The organism is uncultured Arcticibacterium sp. (assembly GCF_964021845.1).
Taxonomy (GTDB): Bacteria; Bacteroidota; Bacteroidia; order Cytophagales; family Spirosomataceae; genus Arcticibacterium.
In genome coordinates, this window is sequence record NZ_CAXHZC010000002.1 from 564,200 (window position 1) to 587,900 (window position 23,701).

The window sequence follows — 23,701 nt, forward strand, 5'->3', positions numbered from 1 at the left end:
AAAAAAGAAGTATTAAAGTAAATCGACAAACCTATAACAATCTGATGAGACTCTCTACAGTAATATTTTTGCTATTTGTATCTTCAAGACTCGTCTTCTCACAAGAGCCAATCCCAGCATCAGTCCCTTTCGAATGTGAATCATTCGCCTATTTATTTCAAAACAGACCCACTGATATTATTCAGATTGATTTACAAACTGGAAACAGCACGGAGGTAGCAAGCAATTTGTTTGGTGAAGATGTATCCGCTGGATACAATAGGGCAGATAACTTCATTTATTTAAATGGGAAACAAACAGGGAACCTTTATAAGGTTGATAAAAACTGGAATTTCACAACCTATAACCTCGGTATCAATACAGGTTTATATAATGCCGATATAGATGCAAATGGAATCATGTATATGTATAAAGGCAACACTACTAAAATAATTCGATATGATTTAAACGTAGATCCTCCTGCTCCAATATCAAGCCTCACTACTACGAAAACTTCAATTGCCGATTATGCATTTAACCCAATAGATGGTTTCTTGTATGGTGTAGATAATAGAGGGCGTGTATATCAATTTAATCCTGCCAATGGAGCTCGAACTATCACAACTACCGTAACTGGTTTAGATAGACAAACGTATGGAGCGGTCTATTTTGACGCAAATGGGACACTATACCTCAATGGTAATTCAAACGGTAAAATATTTACAATTAGTCACAGTACATTAACTACAGGCAGCCCATCAAATGCTGTTTTCTTTTCACAAGCTACAAAATCAGGAACCAATGATGGTGCTAGATGTGTAACTGCCCCACTATGTAAGGTAGGTAATACAGCACCTAACTTAAGCTCAACAAATATTTCAAATGGCTGTGGCGAAACCAGCGTTAATTTAGGAACAATTTCGGCAGACAACACGCCAGATGGAACTGTATTAACCTGGCATACAGCTTCACCACCAACAAATGCCAACAAAATTTCAAATCTAAACATATCAAGCAGCGGAACCTATTACGCAACTTTCTATGACTCAGAAAATGACTGTTATAGTGCTTCCAACACCATGGTAACCGTAACAATAGTCAATGTACCTACTACGCCTTCCTCATTAAACGCTAGCCCTTCAAGTATTTGTGAAGGAGCATCTAGCAACTTAACAGGAACCTGCAGTGTAGGAACTATTAACTGGTATCAGAATAACACTTCTGGTACTTTAGTAGGTACAGGAAGCCCCTTATCAGTAAGCCCATCTGCCACCACCAATTATGTAGCTACTTGTAAATCTGCTTCCCCAGCATGTGAAAGTTCTCCCTCTTCTGCCATTACAGTGACAGTAAATCCTACTCCAACAGCACCAACCATAACTGCAGGAAATACGCAAATTTGTCAAGGAAACAGTACTAAACTTACCGCTACCGGATGTAGCGGAACTATTAATTGGTCTAGTGGGGATACAGGTTCTAGTGTTACTGTAAGTCCTGCGGTCAACACCGATTATACTGCCACTTGTACGAATACAACTACCAGCTGTGTTAGTACAAATTCGAATACCATAACAGTTACTGTAGTATCAAGTTCTGGAGTTACTATCTCCATTGACAAAAACACTATTTGTAATGGAGAAACTGTTAATCTGTTAATGTCTAATTGTTCAGGTACCATATCTTGGTTTGAAGTAGGAAATGTAGTTCCTATAGGAAACACAGCCAGTCTTTCTCAAAGCCCTTCAAGCACAACAGCCTATAATGCTTTATGTGACGCTTCACAAGCCGCTTACTGCTCTTCATCAGGTTCTAATATTGACGTTATCGTAAATAATGTACCTAGTGCTCCTAGCATTTCAATCACCGGTAACAGTACCATTTGTACTGGCGAAACTACAACCTTAGAAGCCACGGGTTGCTCAGGAACGGTGTCGTGGTCAAATTCACAAACAGGTACTTCCATAACCGTGAGCCCGTCAGTGTCACCAACAACCTACACTGCAACATGTACTGAAAACGGATGTACTAGCCCTAGTTCTACTGGCGTAGATGTAGCTGTAAATCCAATACCAGACGCCCCAAGCGGAATATCTTCTGTCAATATTTGTTCAGGTGACAGTAGCCCTCTAAACGGAATGTGCTCTGGAACAAGTACATTAACATGGTATGAAGAAGACGCTTTAACAAACCTGGTAACACTACCAGTTTCGCCCACTAGCAATACCACCTACTATGGTGTTTGTTCAGAAAATGGCTGTTCTAGTGCTCCATCATCTATAAATGTTAACGTAACAACTACTCCTTCAGCCCCTTCTGACATTTCAACTACTGGAACAAGTATTTGTGAAGGTGAAAGCGTAGTTATTGGTTCCACATGTAGTGGCACCGCAAACCTTAAATGGTTTACAGATGCCCTTTTAACTAACGAACTAGCATCTACCACTGTTTCACCAACCAGCACTACTACTTACTACGCAGCTTGCCAAAATGGAATTTGCCTTAGTACTTCAAAAAGTATCACTATAACGGTTTCTCCTGCACCTGCGGCTCCTACAGGTTTAAGTACATCCACTGATATTTGTAAGGACGACTCTTATGACCTAATAGGTGCATGTGAGGCTGGCAACACAATTCAGTGGTACTTATCTGTTATTTCACCTAGCACACTGGTTGGTACTGTTAGTCCGCAGAGTGTAAGTCCTACTGAAACTACTATTTACATTGCTACCTGTAAAAACAACTCAACTAATTGCGAAAGCCCTAAAGGAGCGGACATTAAAATTTCAGTAAAAGACAGACCAAATAATCCAACTAACCTTACAGCTACACCTTCTTCTATTTGCAGTGGAGAATCAAGTGACTTAGCTGGTACATGCTCAACCGGAACTTTAACTTGGTATGAAGATGCTGGACTTACTACAGTAACTGCCTCAACAGTAAGCCCAACTTCTACCACGACGTATTATGCCAGTTGTGTTTTAAGTTCTTGTCAATCTCTTTCTCAAAACATCACCATCAATGTCTCGCCAACACCCGTAGCACCTACATCTGTTACTGCCAGTCCAACAAGTATTTGTGACAGCGAGAGCAGTACTTTAAGTGCTACTTGTGCTACCGGAACTTTAACTTGGTTTTCAGATGCTGCATTAACTACCGCTGTAGGCAGTACTGTAAGCCCTAGTGCTACCGCCACATATTATGCAAGTTGCGTTAGCGGCTCTTGTAAAAGTGCAGCAGGTTCTGTTGAAATAACTGTAACAGCCATCCCTCCGAACCCGACATCAGTAATGTCATCTTCAAGTACTATTTGCGAAGGAAGCTCCACCACATTAACTGCTACCTGTGCCAGCGGAACTTTAACTTGGTACACTGACCAAGCTCTCTCGACTACCTTAGGAAGTACCACCGTAAGTCCAACTAATACTACTACGTACTATGCTTCTTGTATAGATGGAGTTTGTAAAAGTCCATATGTGAGTCAGACTGTAGAAGTAAATGAACTACCTGCCGCCCCTACCATAGAACCTGGTAGCCGTAATTTATGCCAAGGAGCTAGTTTAGTTTTAACGGCAAGTGGCTGTGTTGGAAACATAACCTGGTCTAACGGAAAAACAACCGCAAGCATTACCGAAACACCAGCAGATACCACGAGTTATAGTGCTACATGTACAAACCCAAACACTGGCTGCATAAGTCCTGTCAGTGCTGTAAGCACAATAAATGTAGTATTCCCCCCGCCAATCCCAAGTATTTCAGCAAATAAAACTCAGCTATGTCTTGGAGAGTCTGTTACATTAACATCATTTAATTGTACAGGTGACAATCCTGTTGTCAATTGGTTTGAATCTATGAACAGCATTGGTTCTGGTACTTCAATAAACCATATCCCAACAGTCTCGGGAACCGCATCATATACCGCAAACTGTGTCACAACTACTAGTAATGAAGTGGCGGTACAATGTGAATCAGGAGCTGCCGACCCTATTGAAGTAACGGTAAATTCATTACCCAATATACCTTCAATAAGTACAACAGACAATGCCATTTGCGAAGGCGAAAGCACCACATTAAATGCTACAAACTGTGGCAGTGGCTCTGTCAAATGGTCTGATGGACAAACAGGTGCTAGCATAACAGTATCTCCAACAACAAGTACAGACTACCAAGCAGTTTGCGTACTTAATGGCTGTGAAAGTGATAAATCTACGATAGTTGCTATTCAAGTAACGGCCATTCCTGAAACACCTTCAAGCTTAGCAGGGCCAGCTATCTGTAGCGGAGAAAGTAGTACCTTAAGCGGTACCTGTACTAACGGAAGTAGCATTAGTTGGTTTTCTGATGCTGCATTGACTACAAGTGTAACAAGCCCAGTTAGCCCAACAGAAACTTCTACTTACTATGCCATTTGCACTTTAAATACATGTCAAAGTTCTTCGGCATCTCATACTGTAGAAGTTACAGAAACACCAGCCGCACCAAGTTCTACATCTGCAAGCCCAAGCACTGTTTGTGCAGGAGATAGAAGTGAACTTAGCGGTGCATGTACTTTGGGAAATTTAGTTTGGTATGAAGATGCTGCACTAAATACACCTTTGGCAAGCACAATTGTTAATCCTACAAGTACCATCACTTATTATGCTGCCTGTGAAAATGGAACATGTAAAAGCCTTGGAGCTGCTCAAATAATAAATGTAAACCCGCTACCAGCGGCACCTACTTTGTCGGCAGATGAAAATACAATTTGCGAAGGTTCTTCTTCTAACTTAGCAGCAGCAAGCTGTACGGGTACTGTTACTTGGTCTACAGGAGAAACAGGAAATACCATTACAGTAACTCCAAACAGAACCACAACTTATACAGCCACTTGTACTGATGCCAATAGCTGTACTAGTTTAAGCAGTTCAGATTTAGTAATAACGGTTATACTTCCGCCTTTTGAACCAACAATCACAAATTCGTCTCCATCTATTTGCCCCGGTGGAAGTAGCACTTTGACGGCAGTAGGCTGTAATGATGGGGTTTCTTGGTATGAAAGTGGAAGTACAATCAGTTTTGCAAGCACTGCATCTGTTCTTCTTTCGCCTGCTATTTCTACAGGATATTATGCCGTATGTGAATCTCCTGGAACTACCTGTCCATCAATTGAGTCTGATGAAGAACCAATTATAGTAAAAGCCCTACCTACTATCACAGACATCTTAGCACCCAGTTGCAACGACGGAAGTGTTTCAATGATGGCCATTCAAACTTCTAGAGGCTCTAATAGTACAGTTTCTGTAAGTAATGGTTTAACTGCAAGCTTTGATAATGACGGCAGAGAAAATGATTCAAGAACAGTTTGGGTAATTGAGAACATTCCAAACTCAACCAACTTCACTGTTACTGTTAACGAAAATGGCTGTGAAACATCTCAGCCATATAGTTCTTCTGACTGTTCTGTAGCTGCTGCTAATAGCTTTCCACTAGAGCTGGTTTCTTTCTCTGGACAGAAAATTAATGAAACTGCCGAATTGGTTTGGACCGTTTCTAACGAAATAGGTGTTAGCCACTTCGATATAGAAAGAGGTTTTGATGCCATATCATTTGAAAGAATTGGAAAAGTAGCAGCTGAAAATTTATTAGAAAAACACAGCTATATTTTTACTGACAAGTCTCCTAAGGCAAAAGTAAATTACTACAGACTTAAAAGTATTGACATTGATGGGGCTACTAGTTATTCCAAAATAATCGCGATTGACTTTAGAGAAACAGACGCTTTAAAATGGTCTTTGTACCCCAACCCTGTGGAGGCTGGGTCAAAAGAAATAAATATTAAAACAAAAGGAAACGCCGAAGAGCTTTCTTTCAGGTTACTCAACATAAATGGTGTAGGGATAAAAATAAATACGACCAAAAATAGCTCAACAGAATACACAGTAGAGTTCGGAAGCATTCCAACTGGTACTTACTTCTTACAAGCAGAAAACTCAAAAGACATTTCAACTAAGAAGTTTATAAAACTAGACTAATTAGTTTGGTTACTACCAAAACTAAATCCTGGCCTTCTGGTCAGGATTTTTTTGTTATCAGAAAAGCAATTCTGAGAAAACACGGCTTTATGATATACGTTTTAAAATTTAATTGTCATTTTAGCATATAGAAGAAAACCTATTAAGAATGTATATACAAGGAAAAGCCAAAGAGGCAATGACTTTTGACGCTATAGTAGTTGGTTCAGGAGTTTCTGGTGGTTGGGCTGCCAAAGAATTGACTGAAAAAGGTCTGAAGGTGTTAATGATTGAAAGAGGCAGGCACATTGAACACATTACCGGTTATGAAAATGCCATGAAAAACCCATGGGACTTTGAATACAGAGGCCAACTTTCGAATAAAGAAAAAGAGGAATACTACTCAGGCTCCAGAGCTGGTTTTGCAAATGCTCAAGATATACTCCCACATTTTGTAAAAGACGTAGATTATCCTTTTCAGGAGCAAAAAAGATTTGACTGGGTTCGAGGATATCAAACCGGTGGCCGCTCCCTAACTTGGGGTAAGCAAAGCTACCGATGGAATAAAAGAGATTTTGAAGCAAACTTAGAAGATGGTCATGGTGTAGACTGGCCAATTAGATATGAAGACTTAGCTCCTTGGTATGACCACGTCGAGCGTTTTGCTGGTATTAGCGGAAGCAAAGAAGGCCTTGATGTACTTCCCGATGGTATTTTTCAAACACCCATGGAACTTAACTGCGTTGAAAAAGAAATAAAAAAAGGGATAGAATCTAGTTATGAAAACAGACACCTTTTTATAGGTAGAGCCGCACACTTAACAAACCCAACGGAAGAACAACTGGCTCTAGGAAGAGCCACATGCCAAAACAGAAATCTTTGTAAAAGGGGGTGTCCATACGGAGCCTATTTCAGTACACAGTCTGCTACATTGCCAGCTGCTAAAAGAACAGAAAACCTAACAGTGGTAAATGATAAAATAGTTTACCAAACCATTTTTGACAAAGAAACTGATAAAGTAATAGGAGTTAAAGCCATTGATGAGAAAACTAATGAGGAAGTAGAATACTTTGCGAAAATCATCTTCATCAATGCTTCTGCTATGAATTCAGCTTGGATAATGATGCAGTCTACCTCTTCAAAACATCCGAATGGATTAGGTAATGAATCTGACCAACTAGGAAGAAACATCATGGACCACCACCTAAATGCAGGGGCACGAGGTCGATACGAAGGGCATGAAGACAAATACTATTATGGCCGCAGGCCAAACGGGATTTATATTCCAAGGTTTGCCAACTGGGCCGATGACAAAAGAGATTTCTTAAGAGGTTTCGGATATCAAGGTGGAGCTAGTAGAGCACAAGGCGATCCAAGAATAAATGATGCAACTTTTGGAGCTGATTTTAAAGAAAAAATGTCTGTACCTGGGCCATGGTCTTTTAGCATGAGAGGTTTTGGAGAGACTTTACCTGACCCAAATAATAGAATAAGGTTATCTGATAAAAAAGATAAAAACGGTCTACAACAAATTGAATTTGACGCAAGTTGGGGGCAAAACGAGCTAAAAATGAGAGAAACCATCATGAAAGAAGCTGTAGAGATGCTGGAAGCAGCTGGCTTGGTAGATGTAGTAGGATATAATGAGGCTGAAAAAAGTATGGGTGTTGGTATTCATGAAATGGGCACTGCAAGAATGGGCAGAGACCCTAAAACATCTGTACTAAACAAATGGAATCAAGTATGGGGAGCTGAAAATGTCTTTGTTACAGATGGAGCTGCCATGACTTCTTCTTCCTGTGTAAATCCATCGCTTACGTACATGGCATTGACGGCCAGAGCCGCTAATTATGCAGTAGAACAATTAAAACTAGGGAATTTATAATTCCCTAGTTCTTTTTCATAAAACCTCAATGCTTTTAGTTTAATGTGAAAAATATTTACCCCTAGTTTTGTTCGTTCTATCCACTACTACTTTTTATAATTTCCATTTTAGAACTAACCATATTCAACCCATAAAATGTACATACAAGGAAATGCCAAAGAGGCAGTAACTTTTGACGCCATAGTGGTAGGCTCTGGAATATCTGGAGGCTGGGCGGCCAAAGAATTGACTGAAAAAGGCCTAAAAGTGCTCATGATAGAGCGAGGACGAGATATACAGCATATTACTGGTTATGAAAATGCCATGAAGAACCCCTGGGATTTTCCACATAGAGGGCAACTAACCAATAAAGAAAAAGAGGAATATTACTCCGGAGCTAGAGCCGGTTTTGCAAATGCTCAAGACATACTCCCCCATTTTGTTAAAGATGTAGATTACCCTTTTGCCGAAAAGAGAAGGTTTGACTGGGTAAGAGGATACCAGACTGGTGGTAGATCTTTAACATGGGGAAAACAGAGTTATAGATGGAATAAAAGAGATTTTGAAGCAAACTTAGAAGATGGTCATGGGGTAGACTGGCCCATCAGGTATGATGATTTAGCACCTTGGTATGACTATGTAGAACGATTTGCTGGAATTAGTGGCAGCAAAGAGGGCTTAGATGTTTTGCCAGACGGAGTTTTTCAAACACCAATGGAGCTTAACTGTGTAGAAAAAGAAGTCAAAAAAGGAATAGAATCTAATTTTGAGAATAGGCACCTTATTATAGGGCGTGCCGCTCATTTGACCAACCCAACCGAGGAACAATTAGCTTTGGGTAGAAGTACTTGTCAAAACAGAAATCTATGCAAAAGAGGATGCCCATATGGAGCCTATTTCAGTACGCAGGCGTCTACATTACCAGCTGCTAAAAAAACTAAAAACCTGACGGTAGTCAATGACAAAATAGTTTATCAAACCATTTTTGATAAAGAAACAGATAAGGTAATTGGCGTTAAAGCCATTGATGAAAAAACAAACGAAGAGGTAGAGTATTTTGCTAAAATCATATTCCTTAATGCTTCTGCTATGAATTCTGCATGGATAATGATGCAGTCTAAATCTTCAAAACATGTGAATGGTTTAGGAAATGATAGCGACCAACTAGGCCGAAACATTATGGACCACCATTTGGCCGTAGGAGCCGATGGAAGGTTTGAAGGCATGGATGACAAATATTATTACGGTCGTAGACCAAACGGTATTTATATTCCAAGATTTGCTAACTGGGGTAATGACAAAAGAGAATTTCTAAGAGGCTTTGGTTTCCAAGGACAGGCAGCTAGAGGCCAAGGGCAATACCAAGAAGGTGCTCCTACCTTTGGAGCTGAATTTAAAGAAAACATGAGTTTACCAGGTTCTTGGAAGTTTAGTTTATGGGGTTTTGGAGAAACACTTCCAGACCCAAATAACAGAATGACCCTTTCAGGTAAAAAAGATAAAAATGGTTTACCACAAATTGAATTTGATGCAGGATGGGGTAAAAACGAAATCCTGATGCGTGAAACGATAATGAAGGAAGCTGTAGACATGTTAGAAGCTGCTGGGCTAAAAGATGTGGTTGGAAATAATAATAAAGAAAAAAGCCCTGGTGTAGGTATTCATGAAATGGGCACCGCCAGAATGGGTAGAGACCCCAAAACGTCTGTACTTAATAAATGGAATCAAGTGTGGGGAGCTGAAAATGTTTTTGTAACAGACGGAGCTGCCATGACATCTTCTTCTTGTGTAAACCCTTCATTAACTTATATGGCGTTAACGGCTAGAGCCGCAAACTATGCCGCAGAACAATTTAAACTAGGCAACCTATCGTGAGCAACAAAGGACAAATGAACATTTTCAGTGAAAGGATAACCCTTAAACTGATAGACAATTCCGATTTAGAGGCCATACATGCATTGCATGCAAGACCTGAGGTAGACCACTTTAACACACTAGGAATACCAAAGGATATTAAGGAGACAGAAGGCACTATAAAACCGTGGATTTCTGAGAACAAGAAGGATAGTATTGAAAATCATACATTTTCTATTGAACTAACAAAAACTCATCAATTTGTAGGATTGATAGCCTTAATTACTTCTGGAGCTAAAAAACATAAAAAAGCAGAAGTATGGTATAAACTACATCCTGATTTTTGGGGCAAAGGATACGCAAGCGAAGCCCTCGAAAATGTCTTAAGCTTTGGCTTTAGTAAACTAAAGCTTCATAGAATAGAAGCAGGAGTAGCCGTAGAAAATCAAGCATCAATTCGAGTGTTGGAAAAAGTAAAAATGGAGAAGGAGGGTAGAAAACGAAAAGTACTACCTTTAAAATCAGGATGGTCTGATAATTACATGTACGCCATTCTTTCCGAAGATTTCAATAAATGAAAAAGTCTACCTGGCTCCTACTCCTTGTTGCCTCATTAGGTTACTTTGTTGACACCTTTGACTTGGTGCTTTTTGTGGTTATTGGCAAAAGTAGTTTGGCCGAAATGGGTTATTCTGGAGCCTCCTTAGACCATATGAGGCTTTTACTATTTGATATTCAAATGGTAGGTTTACTAATCGGTGGTGTAGTTTTCGGTATTCTTGGCGATAAAAAAGGTCGACTTTCAGTGCTTTTTGCCTCCATTATACTTTACTCGGTTTGTAATATCATTAACGGCTTTATCTCTGACATTTATTCTTACTCCGCACTTAGGTTTTTAGCTGGTGTAGGTTTGGCAGGTGAATTAGGTGTGGGCGTAACAATAGTAGCGGAAACCATGCCTCAGAAAATCAGAGGATACGGTACATCTATTTTGGCAGCCACAGGTGTTTTAGGTGCTGTGGTGGCAGGTCTCATTGGAGATACTTTTTATTGGCGATACGCATTCTTTATTGGTGGAGCACTCGGAATACTCCTTTTGCTTTTACGTATAGGCACTTACGAATCTGAAATGTTTTTGCACGCCAGTGCCAGTAAAAAAGAAAGAGGGAATATTCTTAAACTCATTAGAAACCCCAAAAGTAGAAAAATCTATATCCTGAGCTTGCTCGTGGGCATTCCAGTGTTTTTCGTGGTAACTATTTTGATGCAAATGGCTCCATCATTGGCAGAAGAACTAGGCATCAAAGGAGCCATAACTACTGGTAAAGCTGTGGCATTTATTTACTTAGGACTTGCCTTTGGTGATGTGCTCTGCGGCGTGGTTAGTCAAAAGCTCCAAAGCAGAAAAAAGGCCATTGGCATCTTTCAAATAAGCAGTTTGATAATTTCTTTGGTTTATTTAAACCTCCATGGGCAGTCCGCTTATGTATTTTACGTGGTTTGTGTTTTGATGGGAATTTCTACCGGATACTGGATAGTGATGATAACCATGGGTGCGGAGCAGTTTGGCACAAATATACGCTCCACGGTGGCTACCACCATTCCAAATTTTGTTAGAGGAGCAGCCATTCCTATCAGTATGCTTTATGCCTTCATAGGCTCTATGAATGAATTTAACATAATTCAAGCTGCCATCATTACGGGTTTACTTTGTTTTTCATTGGCTATATATGCCAACTATGCTTTACCAGAAACCTTTCATAAAGATTTAGATTATCTAGAAGACTGAAAGGCATAAATATTGAGACAGAAGAAATATTCTAAAACAAATTGTCGTTAGGATTAAAAACCATCTCAACACTATGAAAAATAAAAGTCTACTATTCCTCTTTTTAAGCATAATAATATTCTCTTGTAAAAAAGACAACTCAACTGAGCCGATAGACCAAGAACCTATAAGCCAGGAAGATGCAATTCAAAACGAAATCGATTTACTCCCTGAAATTACAGTCTCCGAAATAGAGCAAATTAATTTCACCAAAATGGATGTTGGATTAACTATAAACAATGTCACAAGCACTTATAATCTATTACTAGATTATGATGACAGCAATCGTTTAAAAAGTGTCTATATGGAGAATGACACGCTCTATTCTTACAACTATCAAGCTGACCGAGTTAATGTTCTTGAAAATGGAATAAGCAAAACTATTTACCTTAACGACGATGGTATTGCGAGACAAGAACAAGGACTCACAAATGAATTCAAATACTATTTTAAAAATGATTATTTATTAAAAACAACAGAAGTTTCAAGATATAATATGGAATACTCTACCGATGGAAACTTGATTCATTATCAAAATGGCTCTCTCACGGCAGACTATACGTATATTGACTCTACTACTAACAACATTAGACAAGAAATTTTAACACCACTTACCTTCCATTGGTCTTTTAGAGATAAATATTTAGGAAACTTTAGTACGAACCTTTTGAAAACTGCCGTATTTCACGACGAAGATTTGGACTATGACTACACGCTAGCTTTCTCTTATGAATACGACGAGTTAGAAAGAGTGTCTAAGGTTATTATTAATCGCCAAGCTGAGCCGGAATCATCTTTAATAGAGTATAAGCTCTCTTATTAGACATTGATATAGTCCTACTAAAAGCCGTTGGTACTCATAAAGTGACTCTTCATAAAGAATAAGTACAAATCACGAACCATTTTCTTTCCAAAAGGATTTTATGAGTCAAAGATTCTTATAAATGAAAATTCTAGTTACAGGGGCGGCGGGTTTTATCGGACTTCATCTTATAAAAAAACTAATAAGTGAAGGGCATGAGGTAGTGGGTTTTGACAGTATAAACAAGTACTATTCTACTAAACTCAAATTTGACAGACTGGCTGAAAATGGAATTTCTGCAAATGAAGATTTACCCTTAAATAGCATTGTCAATTCTTCCAAATATCCGAATTATACATTTATTAAAGGTGACCTCTTAGACAGCGAGAAACTGGAACATCTTTTTGAAAAAGAAAAGTTTGAGGTAGTTATAAATCTGGCAGCACAAACTGGCGTAAGATATAGCATAGAAAACCCAAGAACCTATATCAAAAACAATGTTGATGCTTTTTTGAATGTATTAGAAGCCTGCAAAAAATATCCTGTTAAGCACTTAATTTATGCTTCTAGTTCTTCGGTTTATGGTAATAATGCCAAGATTCCGTTTTCGGTAGAAGACAAAGTAGACCATCCAGTAAGTATATACGCCGCTTCAAAAAAGAGTAATGAACTAATGGCTCATTCCTACAGCCATTTGTACCAAATACCTACTACTGGTTTAAGATTTTTTACCGTTTATGGCCCATGGGGAAGACCAGACATGGCTCCTACGCTTTTTGCAGACGCCATGACCAACGGACGCTCCATCAAAGTATTTAATAATGGCGAAATGGAAAGAGATTTCACTTACGTGGGCGACATAGTAGAAGGAATCTCTAGACTATGTATAAAAGCACCAGTTTCCGAAAATAATGAGCCGCCTTACACGCTCCATAATATAGGAAACAGCCAGCCAATTAAATTATTAGACTTCATTCATGAACTAGAAGAGAACCTTGGAATAGAAAGTAAAAAAGACATGATGCCTATGCAGCCAGGCGATGTCAAAAGAACTTATGCCGACATTTCAAGTTTAGAAAAAGCTATTGAATACACCCCAAACACCTCTCTAAAAAATGGTGTTAAGCATTTTGCAGATTGGTTTAAAACCTACAATGCTAAAGCTTAATCATATTATTTCACCTGAACCAAGTAAGCCGACTCTAAAACTGATGTTCTGTTATTAGGATTTAAAAAATCAATCCGCGGCTTGGATACTCTAAAGTGTTTGAAATGAAATTTCTTATTCCATTTTATCTCAGCACCTTCTACCGCTTCTAAATCTTCTCCATAGAAAAACAGCCATTGTCCAGGTTTCACGGTTTCTTTAACTTCATCCAAAGGAATTCTAGGTGTATTTCTTTCCGTATAAAAGTCTAAAGACCAACTATATTTCCCAAAAAGCAGAAAAACATCTTGGGTAGGAATGCCTTCTTCTTCAATAACTTCCGCAGCTTGAATTCCGGCTTGAAAGGGCATAATGTTTGGGTAATAATGCGTGCTTAAACAGAAATTTATAATGGCCACATAAGAGACTGAAACAAAGATTATTTTTCGCCAAAGCTCCATCTTCTCTTTAATAATAAAAACAAGTACTACAGTGAAAAGCCCAAGAACTCCAAGTAAAATGGGCGAAGGCACGCCAAAAGCCCAAAAGGTAAGATAAAGAACGCCTCCCGCTATGAGCGTCAAAGAAACATACTGCACTATCAATATTGTTTTCAATGTTTTCAGGCTATTCCTATCTTTTAGATTGATAAGAAAACCCGCCACCAAAACCGACAAAATAGGCAATAGACTGTTCAAATAATGCGGCAATTTGAATTTAGAAGTACTTATAACAAACAAGACAATTATTACTCCGACAGAAGTCAGAACCTCTAAACCCTTTTCATACTTTAATCTGTTTTTGACCAAAGATTTTATTCTGTCAAAAAAGGCAAGATAAACAATGAATGACCAAGGAATAAAAGCCCAAAGGAGGTTATGAAAAAAGAAAAGGTAATCAGGGTTATTTTCTCCAAAACCTTTGGCGGTAAGCCTATTGAAATTTTGGTCCCAGAGTATAAATTTAACACCTGAAACATTTCTTTGACCCTCAATAACTAATTCTGGATGTAAATCATACTGCACATAATAGGCATAAACTACAGGTAATATTCCCAAACCGAAAACCACCAAACCTAAAAGCGATTTCCAGCTAAAAAAGGCCGACCATTTTCTGGCATAAGCCATATAGGCCAATAAAACCACACCTGTAATAAAAACACTCAAATGCCCTTTGCACGAAAAAGCAATAGCAGCAGCAAAAGCACCCACCACCAAATATTTAAGCTGAGAGGTATGAATATACCTGACTAACTGCCAAACACTCCAAATAGAAGCACCTGTCAAAACAGCATCTGTACGGACGTCATGATTTGCCAAAATAATGGCATAAGTAGAAAGAAAAATCAATGGAGCTATTTGAGCGGCATGTTCTCCATAAAACTCTTTAGCTAATTTATAACATGAATAAGCACCAATAGCCGTAAACAAAATAGCAGGTAAACGGTAAGCAATATGTGAAATACCGAAAATTTTGAATGAAATGGCTGAAAGCCAAAAGTGCATGTGCGGCTTATCTAAATAAGGAATCCCACCCTTAAAGAGGTGTAGAAAATCATTATCTAGGTATATTTGCATGGCCATAGTGGCATGCTGGGCAGAGTCATTTTCCATTAAAGGAATAAACAAGCCCACCAAGTATACCGCGGCCAGTAAAAAGTACAGAAGATTATAATTGTCTTTAGAAGTAATACTCTTCATTTTTTGTCAGATTAGTCTTAAAAGGGCAAATATTAAGATGAATTTGAAAGTAAATTATTTCTCTATTCCGAGTGTAAAATTAAATATTAAAAAGAGCATCTAAAGCTAGCCAATAACATATTTTCATGAATAAATCTCCCAAACTATCCATTGTAATTCCTGTTTTTAACGAAGAGGGAAACAACGCTTTACTATGCGAAGCCATAGGGAAAGAACTTAGTGCCTACGAATATGAAATCATTTTTGTGGACGACTTCTCTACCGATGGCACAAGAGAAGAAATAAAAGGATTCAAAAACCCAAATGTGGTGCTGATAGAGCTTAAAAGAAACTACGGGCAAAGTTCTGCACTAGCCGCAGGAATAGAATATGCCACTGGTGATTATGTAATCACGATGGACGGTGACATGCAAAACGACCCTTCTGACATTACCATGATGCTGAATAAAGCTATCAATGAAGAATGGGACATGGTGACAGGACAAAGGCAGAAAAGACAGGATAACTTCCTAAGAACACTGCCAAGCAAAATTGCCAATTACATTATTAGAAAAGCCACCAAATTTCATATTACAGATGCCGGCTGTGCCCTAAAAGTGATGACTGCCGAAACCGCCAAGAGTGTTCCACTTTATGGCGAACTTCATCGGTTTATAGCTCTAAATGCTCATATAGAAGGTGCTAGAATTACGGAAGTTCCTGTAAAACATCATGCTCGTCAGTTTGGGGTTTCAAAATACGGATTGGGAAGAACCTTCAAGGTTATAAATGATGTACTGCTTATTCTTTTCCAACAGAAATACATGCAGAAACCGCTGCACTTTTTTGGTAATTTGGGAATGACATTCTTTGGAATTGGTGCCTTGATAAACTTTTACCTACTTGTGGTTAAACTGATGGGAGAAGACATTGGCGGCCGACCATTACTTATTCTTGGAGTGCTATTAGTGTTGGTGGGTATTCAGTTTTTCACCATCGGTATAGTGTCTGATTTGCTGATGAAAACCTATTACGAGTCGCAGGATAAAAAACCATATAACATTAGAAAAGTCTCCACTTTTGAATAAGAAATCACTTATAACGGCTCTTAAGATTTTATTTACGTTGGTGCTGCTGTATGTGGTATTCACCAAAATTGAATTTGAAAAAATTAAGTCTGTATTGGCAGATGCACAGATACTCCCGCTAGTTTTAGCGGGAGTATTGCTTTTTCTTTCTCAATGGGTTTCGGCAGAAAGGCTTCGTTATTTACTTTCAAAAAATACTTTCAATATCTCTAAAGCCAGCAATTACGCCCTGTATTTGCTCGGGATGTTTTATAATTTCTTTATTCCGGGCGGAATAGGTGGCGATGCTTACAAGGTCTATGCCATGCACAAAAAGTTTGGCTGGTCGGCAAAAAAACTAACTTCCGTACTCTTTATAGACCGTCTTACGGGTTTGGCCGCCATAGGAGTTTTGACTTGCCTGCTGGCTCTGAGCCTGCCACTATTTCAAACCATGCCTTTAGCGGCACTCCTTATTATTGCCATACCAGTAGGTTTGGCTTTATTCTATCTTATTATCAAAAGGTTTTTCGCGTCTTTCAAAGACATATTATTACGCCCTTTACTTCTTTCACTCCTCATTCAGGCTTTACAGGTTTTAAGTTTGATAGCCTTACTCTACAGTATTTCTGAACCTACCGATAGCATTGTTTACGCTGTTGTTTTTTTGGTTTCTTCGGCACTTTCTATCTTCTCTTTCTCTGGCATTGGTATTAGAGAACTCATCTTTTACCAAGCTGCCGTATTCTTTGCTTTTGATAGTACACTGGCCGTTACAGTAGGTTTCCTTTTCTCTTTTATTACGGCGGTTATCTCCCTTTTTGGTATCATTTATCATATCAAAAAGCCAGAATTAAAACTGGAAGATTAATTTCATTTTTTTGTACATTGTTGCATTGAAATAAAATGCAAGCCAAATGAAATTCCTTTCGCTAATCCTTATAGCCTCCTCTTTGCTGTCTCAAGCTCAAGTTTTACCGGTTACTTCACTTTTTAACGGAAGCGACTTAGATGGCTGGTACATGATATCGCAAGACGATTCTCCTGGCGAAGACTATTTTGGTGTAAAAGATAATGCCATACACGCATATCCTAACCAACAGGCAAACAGCAAACAGCCATTTGCGGCTATTATCACAGAAAAGGAGTATGAAAACTACATTTTAAAACTAGAGTATAAATGGGGTGACAAGAAATTTGCTCCCAGAGAAAACGATGTAAGAGACGCTGGTGTGCTATTTCACATTTTTGGCAAGAGAGAAATATGGCCATCGGGCATAGAATGTCAAATACAGGAAGGTGACAGCGGCGATTTATGGATAATAAAGGCCAGAGCCAGCTCTAAAGTAGATGGCAACGGAAACAATAACTATAGTCCGAAAGGCAAGCTTATAACCAAGGGGGAAAAAGATACTTATAGCCGTATATCACGAATAAACTCATGGGAGCACACAGGCTGGAATAACGTAATGGTGACCGTAGACGGCAATAATGCCAAATTTTTCATCAACGGAAAATTAGTTAACGAAGCCATTAATATGCAGCGTTACGACGAAAGCACCAAAACTTGGGTACCGCTCACCAAAGGCCAGATTCTTCTTCAAGCTGAAGGCTCAGAAGTGTTTTATAGAAACATCACGATACAAGACCTAAAGAAGTAAACCCACAAAAAAGAAGCCTCTCGGCTTCTTCCTGCAGATTTAATAAAAGGGGAAGTGACTACAAAAGCACGTAAGCCTTCCCAGAAAGCTTATGGCTCTCCTTGACGATTCAACAAAACTGTTCCGTTTTCTTTTCGCATGAATTTGAGGTGGTTTGGGGAAAGGTGGGGATTAACTTTCGGGTCAATATTACCTTCTCTATCAATTCCAATTTTCTATATTTACATATGAATGAAAATCAGTTACTAGAAGCCATAACGAAATATTTCAAAGAAGTCATCTTTGAAAACCACAAAAACAATGTATTAAAAAACCACACGAAACTAAGTTCTTATCAAATTAATCCAATTCTTGTAAAATACTTATCTAAAATTCTTGAAGACAACTTTACTCCATTAGGTATAGCAAAGGCTTTATATTACCCCAGAGTTTTAGGGACGTCAATTTCTACCTCTTTTGGAACAAGAATTCAGAAAATGTTTGTTGAACTGAATCTAGCAAAAGGTTCACTTATTCCAGAAATGGACATTGAATTTGTCGACAAAGTCGATAATCGAAAAAAATATTGTCAACTTAAGTCTGGACCAAATACTATTAACGCAGGAGACGTTGGCCCGTTAATTCGAAAATTCTCAAAAGTTTCAAATCTTGCCAGAACAAATACAATGAGTCTAAATAACTCAGACTTAATTCTTGGAGTTTTATATGGAGAACAGAGTCAACTGAGCCAACATTATAAAAAGATTGATGCTACATATCCTGTATATATAGGCACTGAGTTTTGGCATAGAATAACTGGCTACTCTGACTTTTACGCCAAACTTGTCTCAATTTTAGATAAAATGATCCTCGAACTAGATACTGAGAATTTCTTTGAAGAAGGCTGTCAAAAACTTGCGGTAGAAATCGAAGCTTCGACACTTTTTGATTTTGAGTAATAAGCATTCAAAAACTTAATAATAGAAAAGCCTATCTCCTTTCCGAGGTTGCAAGGCACTGCGTTCCCTATTTGTTTGTATTGCTGAGAAACCGCACCTGCAAATTTCCAATCGTCTGGAAAGGTTTGAATTCTTGCATATTCCCTCACCGTAAAAGGTCTTGTTTCTTCTGGGTGACATCGCTCTGTTTGTTTTTGAGCAGGACTACAAGTAAGTGTTAAACATGGTTCATCCCAACCAATTCTTCTTGCCATTCCTGTTTTACCGCCTCCTAAATAGAAGCTCTTTTGCATGTATTCTTTTTGCAAATCAAGCGGCAAATCTCTCCAATAACCCTTCTGAGGAATTAAATCAAGAATTTTCTTTTTATGCTCTGGATATTTTGTACCAGGAGAATCTGGCACATCAGAATTATATAATTCTCCTTTTTTTAAGGCATCACTTAAATTATAAATCTTTTCGCTTGGCAGCGGATAAGCATATTCTAAATCAATATCTTTTCTGACACCCACCAAAATCAAACGTTCTCGCTTTTGAGGAACATTATAGTGAATGGCCTTCAACACTCTCACAGGGCTTACCACATTATATCCGATTTCGTCCAAAATAGAAATCATCCCTTCTAAGGTTTTGCCCTTTTCGTGCGAAAGTAAACCGCGAACATTCTCTCCAATACAGATAGCAGGTTTAGTCTCCTGAACTACTCTGGCAAACTCATAAAACAAAGTCCCTCTGGCATCATCAAGACCTAATTTTTTCCCTGCATAGCTAAAAGCCTGACATGGAAAACCGCCAGTAACTACATCAACTTTGTTTTCTAAATCTTTGAAATCGAAATTCTTGATATCGCCTTCTAAAACATTCCAGTTTGGTCTGTTTTGACGTAAAGTCTGGCAAGCCCATTTGTCTATTTCATTAAGTGCTACGCACTTTAAACCAGCCTGCTCCATACCTATAGCCAAGCCACCTGCTCCTGCAAACAATTCTAAAACAGAATAATTATGCTGTGTTTCTTCAAAATTATCTAATCTGTCACCTGCATTTACATAGTTTCTAAACTCAGGAAAAAGCTCTAAAGACTCTCTTTTATAGACCCGATAATTACTCATAGGCTCCCGAGCAGCAGTCAATTTGCCCTCTCTGTCCCAACGACGTAAAGTTTCGGTATTTTTGCCAAGAATTTCAGCAACTTCAGAAATAGAATAGTAATCACTCATAACCAACTTATACAACATTATACATGGTTACAAACTTAACGGTAATGTTTCGATTTTTCTGCTTAAATTTTTAGCAATAGGGAATATACCTCGTCTTGACCAAAAGCATATTCTTTAACAAATTGGCAATTAGCGTATAAAACATTCTCATTTTTTATTCAACAGGAAAAGACACGCTCAATTTACATTTTGTTTCTATATTCACTTAGAATATAAATAGCAACACAATTTTATCCGTAGGAACTAATGAGAAGAAACTGGACGAAAGAGGAATTAATTCTTGCCTTTAATTTATACTTAAAAATTCCTTTTGGTAAAATGCACAAGCATAATCCTGACATAATAGTTTTAGCAAATTTGATAGGTCGTACACCTAGTTCAATAAGTATGAGACTAGGAAATTTTGCAAGCGTAGACCCTTATCACCAAGAAAGAGGCATATCAGGTTTGAAAGGAGGTAAAAAACAGGTACAACCAATTTGGGACGAGTTCTTCAATAATCAAGAAGAATTAATATTCCTAAGTGAAGAAATACTCGCCAGAAAAGAAAACATCAGTCTTGAAGATAAATATCAAGAGCAATTATACGATTTAAAAGGCTTAATAGGTGAAACCGTTTTAAGGACAGTCAAAACTAGAGTGAACCAGTCCGTTTTCAGACAAATGGTTTTGGCTAATTATAATTCTAAATGTGCCATAACAGGTATTGAAGTTCCAGAATTACTTTTGGCTAGTCATATCATTCCATGGTCAAAGAATGAAAAAGAAAGATTAAATCCCGAGAATGGCCTTTGCCTTTCCGCTACATTCGACAAGGCTTTTGATAGAGGCTTTATTGGTATTGACTCTGACCTAACCATTATATTTTCCCCAAAATTGAAGGAATTCTCGAAAAAAAATTTCTTCAATGAAACTTTCGAAAAGCACGAAGGACATCAATTAGCAATACCATCGAAATATCCTCCAAACCAAGAGTTTATAAAATATCATTTAGACCACATCTTCAACAAATAAACCCTACCCCACCCCAAAAGGCATATCCCTCACCCTCTCACCAGTTAAGCGAAAAACGGCATTGGCTATAGCAGCACCAATTGGGCCTAGTGGTGGTTCGCCTACGGCACCTGGGCTTTCTCCATTTTCTAGAATCACTACGTCTATATCTTTAGGTGCATGACGCATCATGGCCATTTGGTATGGCCCGTAAATGATTGGGTCTAGTTGTCCATCTACTACTTCCATTTTTTCAAACATGGCTGCACTCATGCCCATGATGATGGCTCCTTCGCACTGAGCTCTTATTTGGTCTGGGTTTACCGCCAAACCTGGGTCTATAACACAGGTTACTTTATGTACTTTTATTTCGCCATCTACTATAGAAACCTCCGCTATTTGAGCCACAGGCGTATTTACATCGGTAGAGCAGGCCAATCCCATGGCTACTCCGTCTACCACTTCATCTTTATAATTTGCCTTTGCGGCAGCTGCCTTTAATACTTCTTTTAGTCTGAAACCTGCGGTGTCGTCTTGAATATGAGCTAATCTAAAATCTAATGGATTTTTGCCCGCCTTTACGGCGAGTTCGTCCATGAAACTCTCTATGGCAAAAGTATTGGCTAATAGCCCCAAACTTCGCCACCAACTAGTAGCAAAAGGTAGTTTCACACGCCAAGAAATGGCCTGATAATTTGGGATAGCACCATACTGAATCATACCACCACGCCAAGCTCCCAAATCTGCCCCTAGAGCCAGATTAGCTATATGCGGCACTATGGCAGACCCATAAGCCACATCACCACTAGACACATTATGCTCCAGAGCTTCTATGTTTCCCTTAGCATCTAATTTACCTTTTAAAACATGGTGCGTTGGCGGTCTGAAAGTATCGTTTTGAAACTCTTCTTTCCTGTTAAAAAAGCATTTGACAGGTTTTCCTACAGCTTTTGAAAGCACCGCTGCCTGAATAGCATTTGGCGTATGCAGTCTCCGCCCAAAACCTCCACCTAAAAAGGTAGGAATAATTTCTACTTGCTCTTTATCAAAACCCAGCCTTTTTGCCACCTCTTTTCTGGTAATATCTACCACCTGGGTTGATAGCATTAGCGTGGCATTATCTTTCTCTACATACGCTACCGCACCATTTGGTTCTATTTGTGCGTGAGCACCCAGCGGACTTGTAAATTCAGCGGTAATCAGTCCATCCTCCTCTTCTAAAGAGCTTTTAGGTTTACCTTCTTTCTGTATCACGTAGGCTTTCCCTTGGCCCACTTTTATCATGTCGGTTATGTCTTTGGTCTGCCATTTCTTTTCTGTTTTCCATGTCACTTTTATGGCTTCTTTGGCATTTTCTGCCTCCATTCTGGATGTGGCCACCACACCTACAAAGTCCTTTTCTTTTACCACTTTTACTACGCCAGGCATTTTCTCTGCGGCTGTAGTGTCAGCACTAATATATTTTGCTCCAATGGCAGACGGACGCACCACGGCACCAAAAAGCATGTCTGGCATGGCGGCATCCATTCCATACATTGGTTTGCCTAGCACTTTATCTTTTAAATCTACCCGGCTAACGGGCTTTCCTATGTATTTATACTCTTTGAGACTTTTTAGAGCAGGTTTATCTCCTATTTCCCATTTTGTGATGCCCTTTACAGCTTCGCCGTAAGTCATCGTTTTGGCACCTGAACTTATGACTCCATCCGTAACTTTGAGCGAAGCTAAAGCCACACCCATTTTATTAGCAGCTTCTGCTTTGATTATTTCTCTGGTAGTGGCAGCCAACTCTCTCAAAGGCACCCACAAGCTAGAAATAGAGGTACTTCCGCCAGTGGCAAATTTATCTACCTGCATGCTAGAGGGAGCATGTTTTACTTGAATTTGACTTATGTTTATCTCTAATTCTTCTGCCGCTAACTGAGCCATGCCCGTAAAAGTCCCCTGCCCCATTTCTACTTTAGGACTGTATAAAGTCACCTGATTATAGGCACTTATTTCAAACCAAACCTCAGGGTCAGATGTATTACCAGCATACGGCGACTCGGTAGTGTTTACCATTCCTGCCAAACCACGTCTGATGCAGCCATTAAAAACATAGGTGGCACCCACCAAAAGCCCCGTTCCACCCAAAATAGACCTTACTATAAATTTTCTTCTCGATTGTTTAGCCATGACTTAGGATTTAGTGTTTTGAATTTCAGCAGCTCGGTGAATGGCCTTACGCATTCTATAATACGTGGCACAGCGGCATACGTTGATGATGTTATTGTCAATGTCCTCGTCCGTAGGTTTGGGTACTTTATTCAGCAATGCAGCCGTGGCCATCATAAAACCAGGCTGACAGTAGCCACACTGCGGCACTACTTCTTCTATCCAGGCTTGCTGCACAGGGTGCAAATTTTCTTCTGAGTCTGATAAACCTTCAATAGTGGTCACGGCTTTTCCTTCTGCAAACTCTACCTGAAAAGAGCAGGAGCGTACGGCTTCACCGTCAATGTGTAAAGTGCAAGCACCGCAGGCCGCTTTACCGCAACCATATTTAGTGCCTTTCAAGTCTAAAATATCTCTTACCACCCAGAGAAGTGGCGTACTACCATCCGTCTCTACGGTTTGTGGTTTTCCGTTTATTGTGAAGTTTATTTTCATTTCTGTTTATTATGAAGTGCTAGACTGGATAAAAGG

Annotated in this window: 16 protein-coding genes; 12 read left to right on the plus strand and 4 right to left on the minus strand. The window is 39.0% G+C overall.

Annotation, left to right across the window (positions count from 1 at the left end; all coding sequences use genetic code 11):
- Positions 1-44: 44 nt before the first annotated feature.
- The 7 genes from AADJ06_RS09140 to AADJ06_RS09170 all read left to right on the plus strand — a co-directional run bounded on the left by AADJ06_RS09140 (position 45) and on the right by AADJ06_RS09170 (position 13,482).
- A complete protein-coding gene (locus AADJ06_RS09140; protein ID WP_341226129.1) occupies positions 45-5,987 on the plus strand; it encodes a T9SS type A sorting domain-containing protein in 5,943 nt (1,980 codons plus the stop codon).
- 148 nt (positions 5,988-6,135) lie between these two features.
- On the plus strand, positions 6,136-7,851 hold the full coding sequence (locus tag AADJ06_RS09145) for a GMC family oxidoreductase (protein WP_341226130.1): 1,716 nt from the start codon (positions 6,136-6,138) through the stop codon (positions 7,849-7,851).
- Between the two features lie 135 nt (positions 7,852-7,986).
- A complete protein-coding gene (locus AADJ06_RS09150) occupies positions 7,987-9,705 on the plus strand; it encodes a GMC family oxidoreductase (protein WP_341226131.1) in 1,719 nt (572 codons plus the stop codon).
- A gap of 14 nt (positions 9,706-9,719) precedes the next feature.
- Positions 9,720-10,262, plus strand: coding sequence for a GNAT family protein (locus tag AADJ06_RS09155; protein ID WP_341226132.1), 543 nt, complete (start codon positions 9,720-9,722; stop codon positions 10,260-10,262).
- On the plus strand, positions 10,259-11,473 hold the full coding sequence (locus tag AADJ06_RS09160; protein ID WP_341226133.1) for an MFS transporter: 1,215 nt from the start codon (positions 10,259-10,261) through the stop codon (positions 11,471-11,473). Before AADJ06_RS09155 ends, AADJ06_RS09160 begins: the two co-directional genes overlap by 4 nt.
- A 73-nt stretch (positions 11,474-11,546) precedes the next feature.
- Positions 11,547-12,335 carry a hypothetical protein gene (locus AADJ06_RS09165; protein ID WP_341226134.1) on the plus strand — a complete coding sequence of 263 codons (789 nt, stop codon included), beginning with the start codon at positions 11,547-11,549 and terminating at the stop codon, positions 12,333-12,335.
- 121 nt (positions 12,336-12,456) lie between these two features.
- Entirely contained in the window at positions 12,457-13,482 is a 1,026-nt protein-coding gene (locus AADJ06_RS09170) for an NAD-dependent epimerase/dehydratase family protein (protein WP_341226135.1), read from the plus strand.
- A gap of 5 nt (positions 13,483-13,487) precedes the next feature.
- On the opposite strand, the gene AADJ06_RS09175 is transcribed toward AADJ06_RS09170, so the two are convergent.
- Positions 13,488-15,161: a glycosyltransferase family 39 protein gene (locus AADJ06_RS09175; RefSeq protein ID WP_341226136.1), complete on the minus strand. Its 1,674-nt coding sequence runs from the start codon at positions 15,159-15,161 to the stop codon at positions 13,488-13,490.
- Between the two features lie 125 nt (positions 15,162-15,286).
- Between AADJ06_RS09175 and AADJ06_RS09180 the strand changes: the two genes are divergently transcribed.
- The 4 genes from AADJ06_RS09180 to AADJ06_RS09195 all read left to right on the plus strand — a co-directional run bounded on the left by AADJ06_RS09180 (position 15,287) and on the right by AADJ06_RS09195 (position 18,806).
- Entirely contained in the window at positions 15,287-16,228 is a 942-nt protein-coding gene (locus AADJ06_RS09180; RefSeq protein ID WP_341226137.1) for a glycosyltransferase family 2 protein, read from the plus strand.
- Complete coding sequence (locus AADJ06_RS09185) at positions 16,221-17,078, plus strand: lysylphosphatidylglycerol synthase transmembrane domain-containing protein (protein WP_341226138.1); 858 nt, start codon at positions 16,221-16,223, stop codon at positions 17,076-17,078. Before AADJ06_RS09180 ends, AADJ06_RS09185 begins: the two co-directional genes overlap by 8 nt.
- Positions 17,079-17,124: 46 nt before the next feature.
- Positions 17,125-17,868 (plus strand): DUF1080 domain-containing protein, encoded by a 744-nt coding sequence (locus AADJ06_RS09190; protein ID WP_341226139.1) that lies wholly within the window; start codon positions 17,125-17,127, stop codon positions 17,866-17,868.
- Positions 17,869-18,095: 227 nt separating this feature from the next.
- On the plus strand, positions 18,096-18,806 hold the full coding sequence (locus AADJ06_RS09195; protein ID WP_341226140.1) for a PmeII family type II restriction endonuclease: 711 nt from the start codon (positions 18,096-18,098) through the stop codon (positions 18,804-18,806).
- On the opposite strand, the gene dcm is transcribed toward AADJ06_RS09195, so the two are convergent.
- Entirely contained in the window at positions 18,755-20,023 is a 1,269-nt protein-coding gene (dcm, locus tag AADJ06_RS09200; RefSeq protein ID WP_341226141.1) for a DNA (cytosine-5-)-methyltransferase, read from the minus strand. The genes AADJ06_RS09195 and dcm overlap by 52 nt on opposite strands.
- Positions 20,024-20,269: 246 nt before the next feature.
- Here dcm and AADJ06_RS09205 point away from each other — a divergent pair, with 246 nt between their 5' ends.
- Positions 20,270-21,037, plus strand: coding sequence for an HNH endonuclease signature motif containing protein (locus tag AADJ06_RS09205; RefSeq protein WP_341226142.1), 768 nt, complete (start codon positions 20,270-20,272; stop codon positions 21,035-21,037).
- 3 nt (positions 21,038-21,040) lie between these two features.
- Here AADJ06_RS09205 and AADJ06_RS09210 read toward each other — a convergent pair whose 3' ends face one another.
- Both AADJ06_RS09210 and AADJ06_RS09215 read right to left on the minus strand, forming a co-directional pair.
- Positions 21,041-23,191 (minus strand): molybdopterin cofactor-binding domain-containing protein, encoded by a 2,151-nt coding sequence (locus AADJ06_RS09210; RefSeq protein WP_341226143.1) that lies wholly within the window; start codon positions 23,189-23,191, stop codon positions 21,041-21,043.
- Positions 23,192-23,194: 3 nt separating this feature from the next.
- Positions 23,195-23,665, minus strand: a complete 471-nt coding sequence (locus AADJ06_RS09215) for a (2Fe-2S)-binding protein (protein WP_341226144.1) — start codon at positions 23,663-23,665, stop codon at positions 23,195-23,197.
- Positions 23,666-23,701: the final 36 nt, after the last annotated feature.

Bases quoted from the DNA above. Each gene is read 5' to 3' on its own strand.
- AADJ06_RS09140 (WP_341226129.1), top strand. From the start codon at position 45: ATGAGACTCTCTACAGTAATATTTTTGCTATTTGTATCTTCAAGACTC.
- AADJ06_RS09145 (WP_341226130.1), top strand. From the start codon at position 6,136: ATGTATATACAAGGAAAAGCCAAAGAGGCAATGACTTTTGACGCTATA.
- AADJ06_RS09150 (WP_341226131.1), top strand. From the start codon at position 7,987: ATGTACATACAAGGAAATGCCAAAGAGGCAGTAACTTTTGACGCCATA.
- AADJ06_RS09155 (WP_341226132.1), top strand. From the start codon at position 9,720: ATGAACATTTTCAGTGAAAGGATAACCCTTAAACTGATAGACAATTCC.
- AADJ06_RS09160 (WP_341226133.1), top strand. From the start codon at position 10,259: ATGAAAAAGTCTACCTGGCTCCTACTCCTTGTTGCCTCATTAGGTTAC.
- AADJ06_RS09165 (WP_341226134.1), top strand. From the start codon at position 11,547: ATGAAAAATAAAAGTCTACTATTCCTCTTTTTAAGCATAATAATATTC.
- AADJ06_RS09170 (WP_341226135.1), top strand. From the start codon at position 12,457: ATGAAAATTCTAGTTACAGGGGCGGCGGGTTTTATCGGACTTCATCTT.
- AADJ06_RS09175 (WP_341226136.1), bottom strand. From the start codon at position 15,161: ATGAAGAGTATTACTTCTAAAGACAATTATAATCTTCTGTACTTTTTA.
- AADJ06_RS09180 (WP_341226137.1), top strand. From the start codon at position 15,287: ATGAATAAATCTCCCAAACTATCCATTGTAATTCCTGTTTTTAACGAA.
- AADJ06_RS09190 (WP_341226139.1), top strand. From the start codon at position 17,125: ATGAAATTCCTTTCGCTAATCCTTATAGCCTCCTCTTTGCTGTCTCAA.
- AADJ06_RS09195 (WP_341226140.1), top strand. From the start codon at position 18,096: ATGAATGAAAATCAGTTACTAGAAGCCATAACGAAATATTTCAAAGAA.
- dcm (WP_341226141.1), bottom strand. From the start codon at position 20,023: ATGAGTGATTACTATTCTATTTCTGAAGTTGCTGAAATTCTTGGCAAA.
- AADJ06_RS09205 (WP_341226142.1), top strand. From the start codon at position 20,270: ATGAGAAGAAACTGGACGAAAGAGGAATTAATTCTTGCCTTTAATTTA.
- AADJ06_RS09210 (WP_341226143.1), bottom strand. From the start codon at position 23,191: ATGGCTAAACAATCGAGAAGAAAATTTATAGTAAGGTCTATTTTGGGT.
- AADJ06_RS09215 (WP_341226144.1), bottom strand. From the start codon at position 23,665: ATGAAAATAAACTTCACAATAAACGGAAAACCACAAACCGTAGAGACG.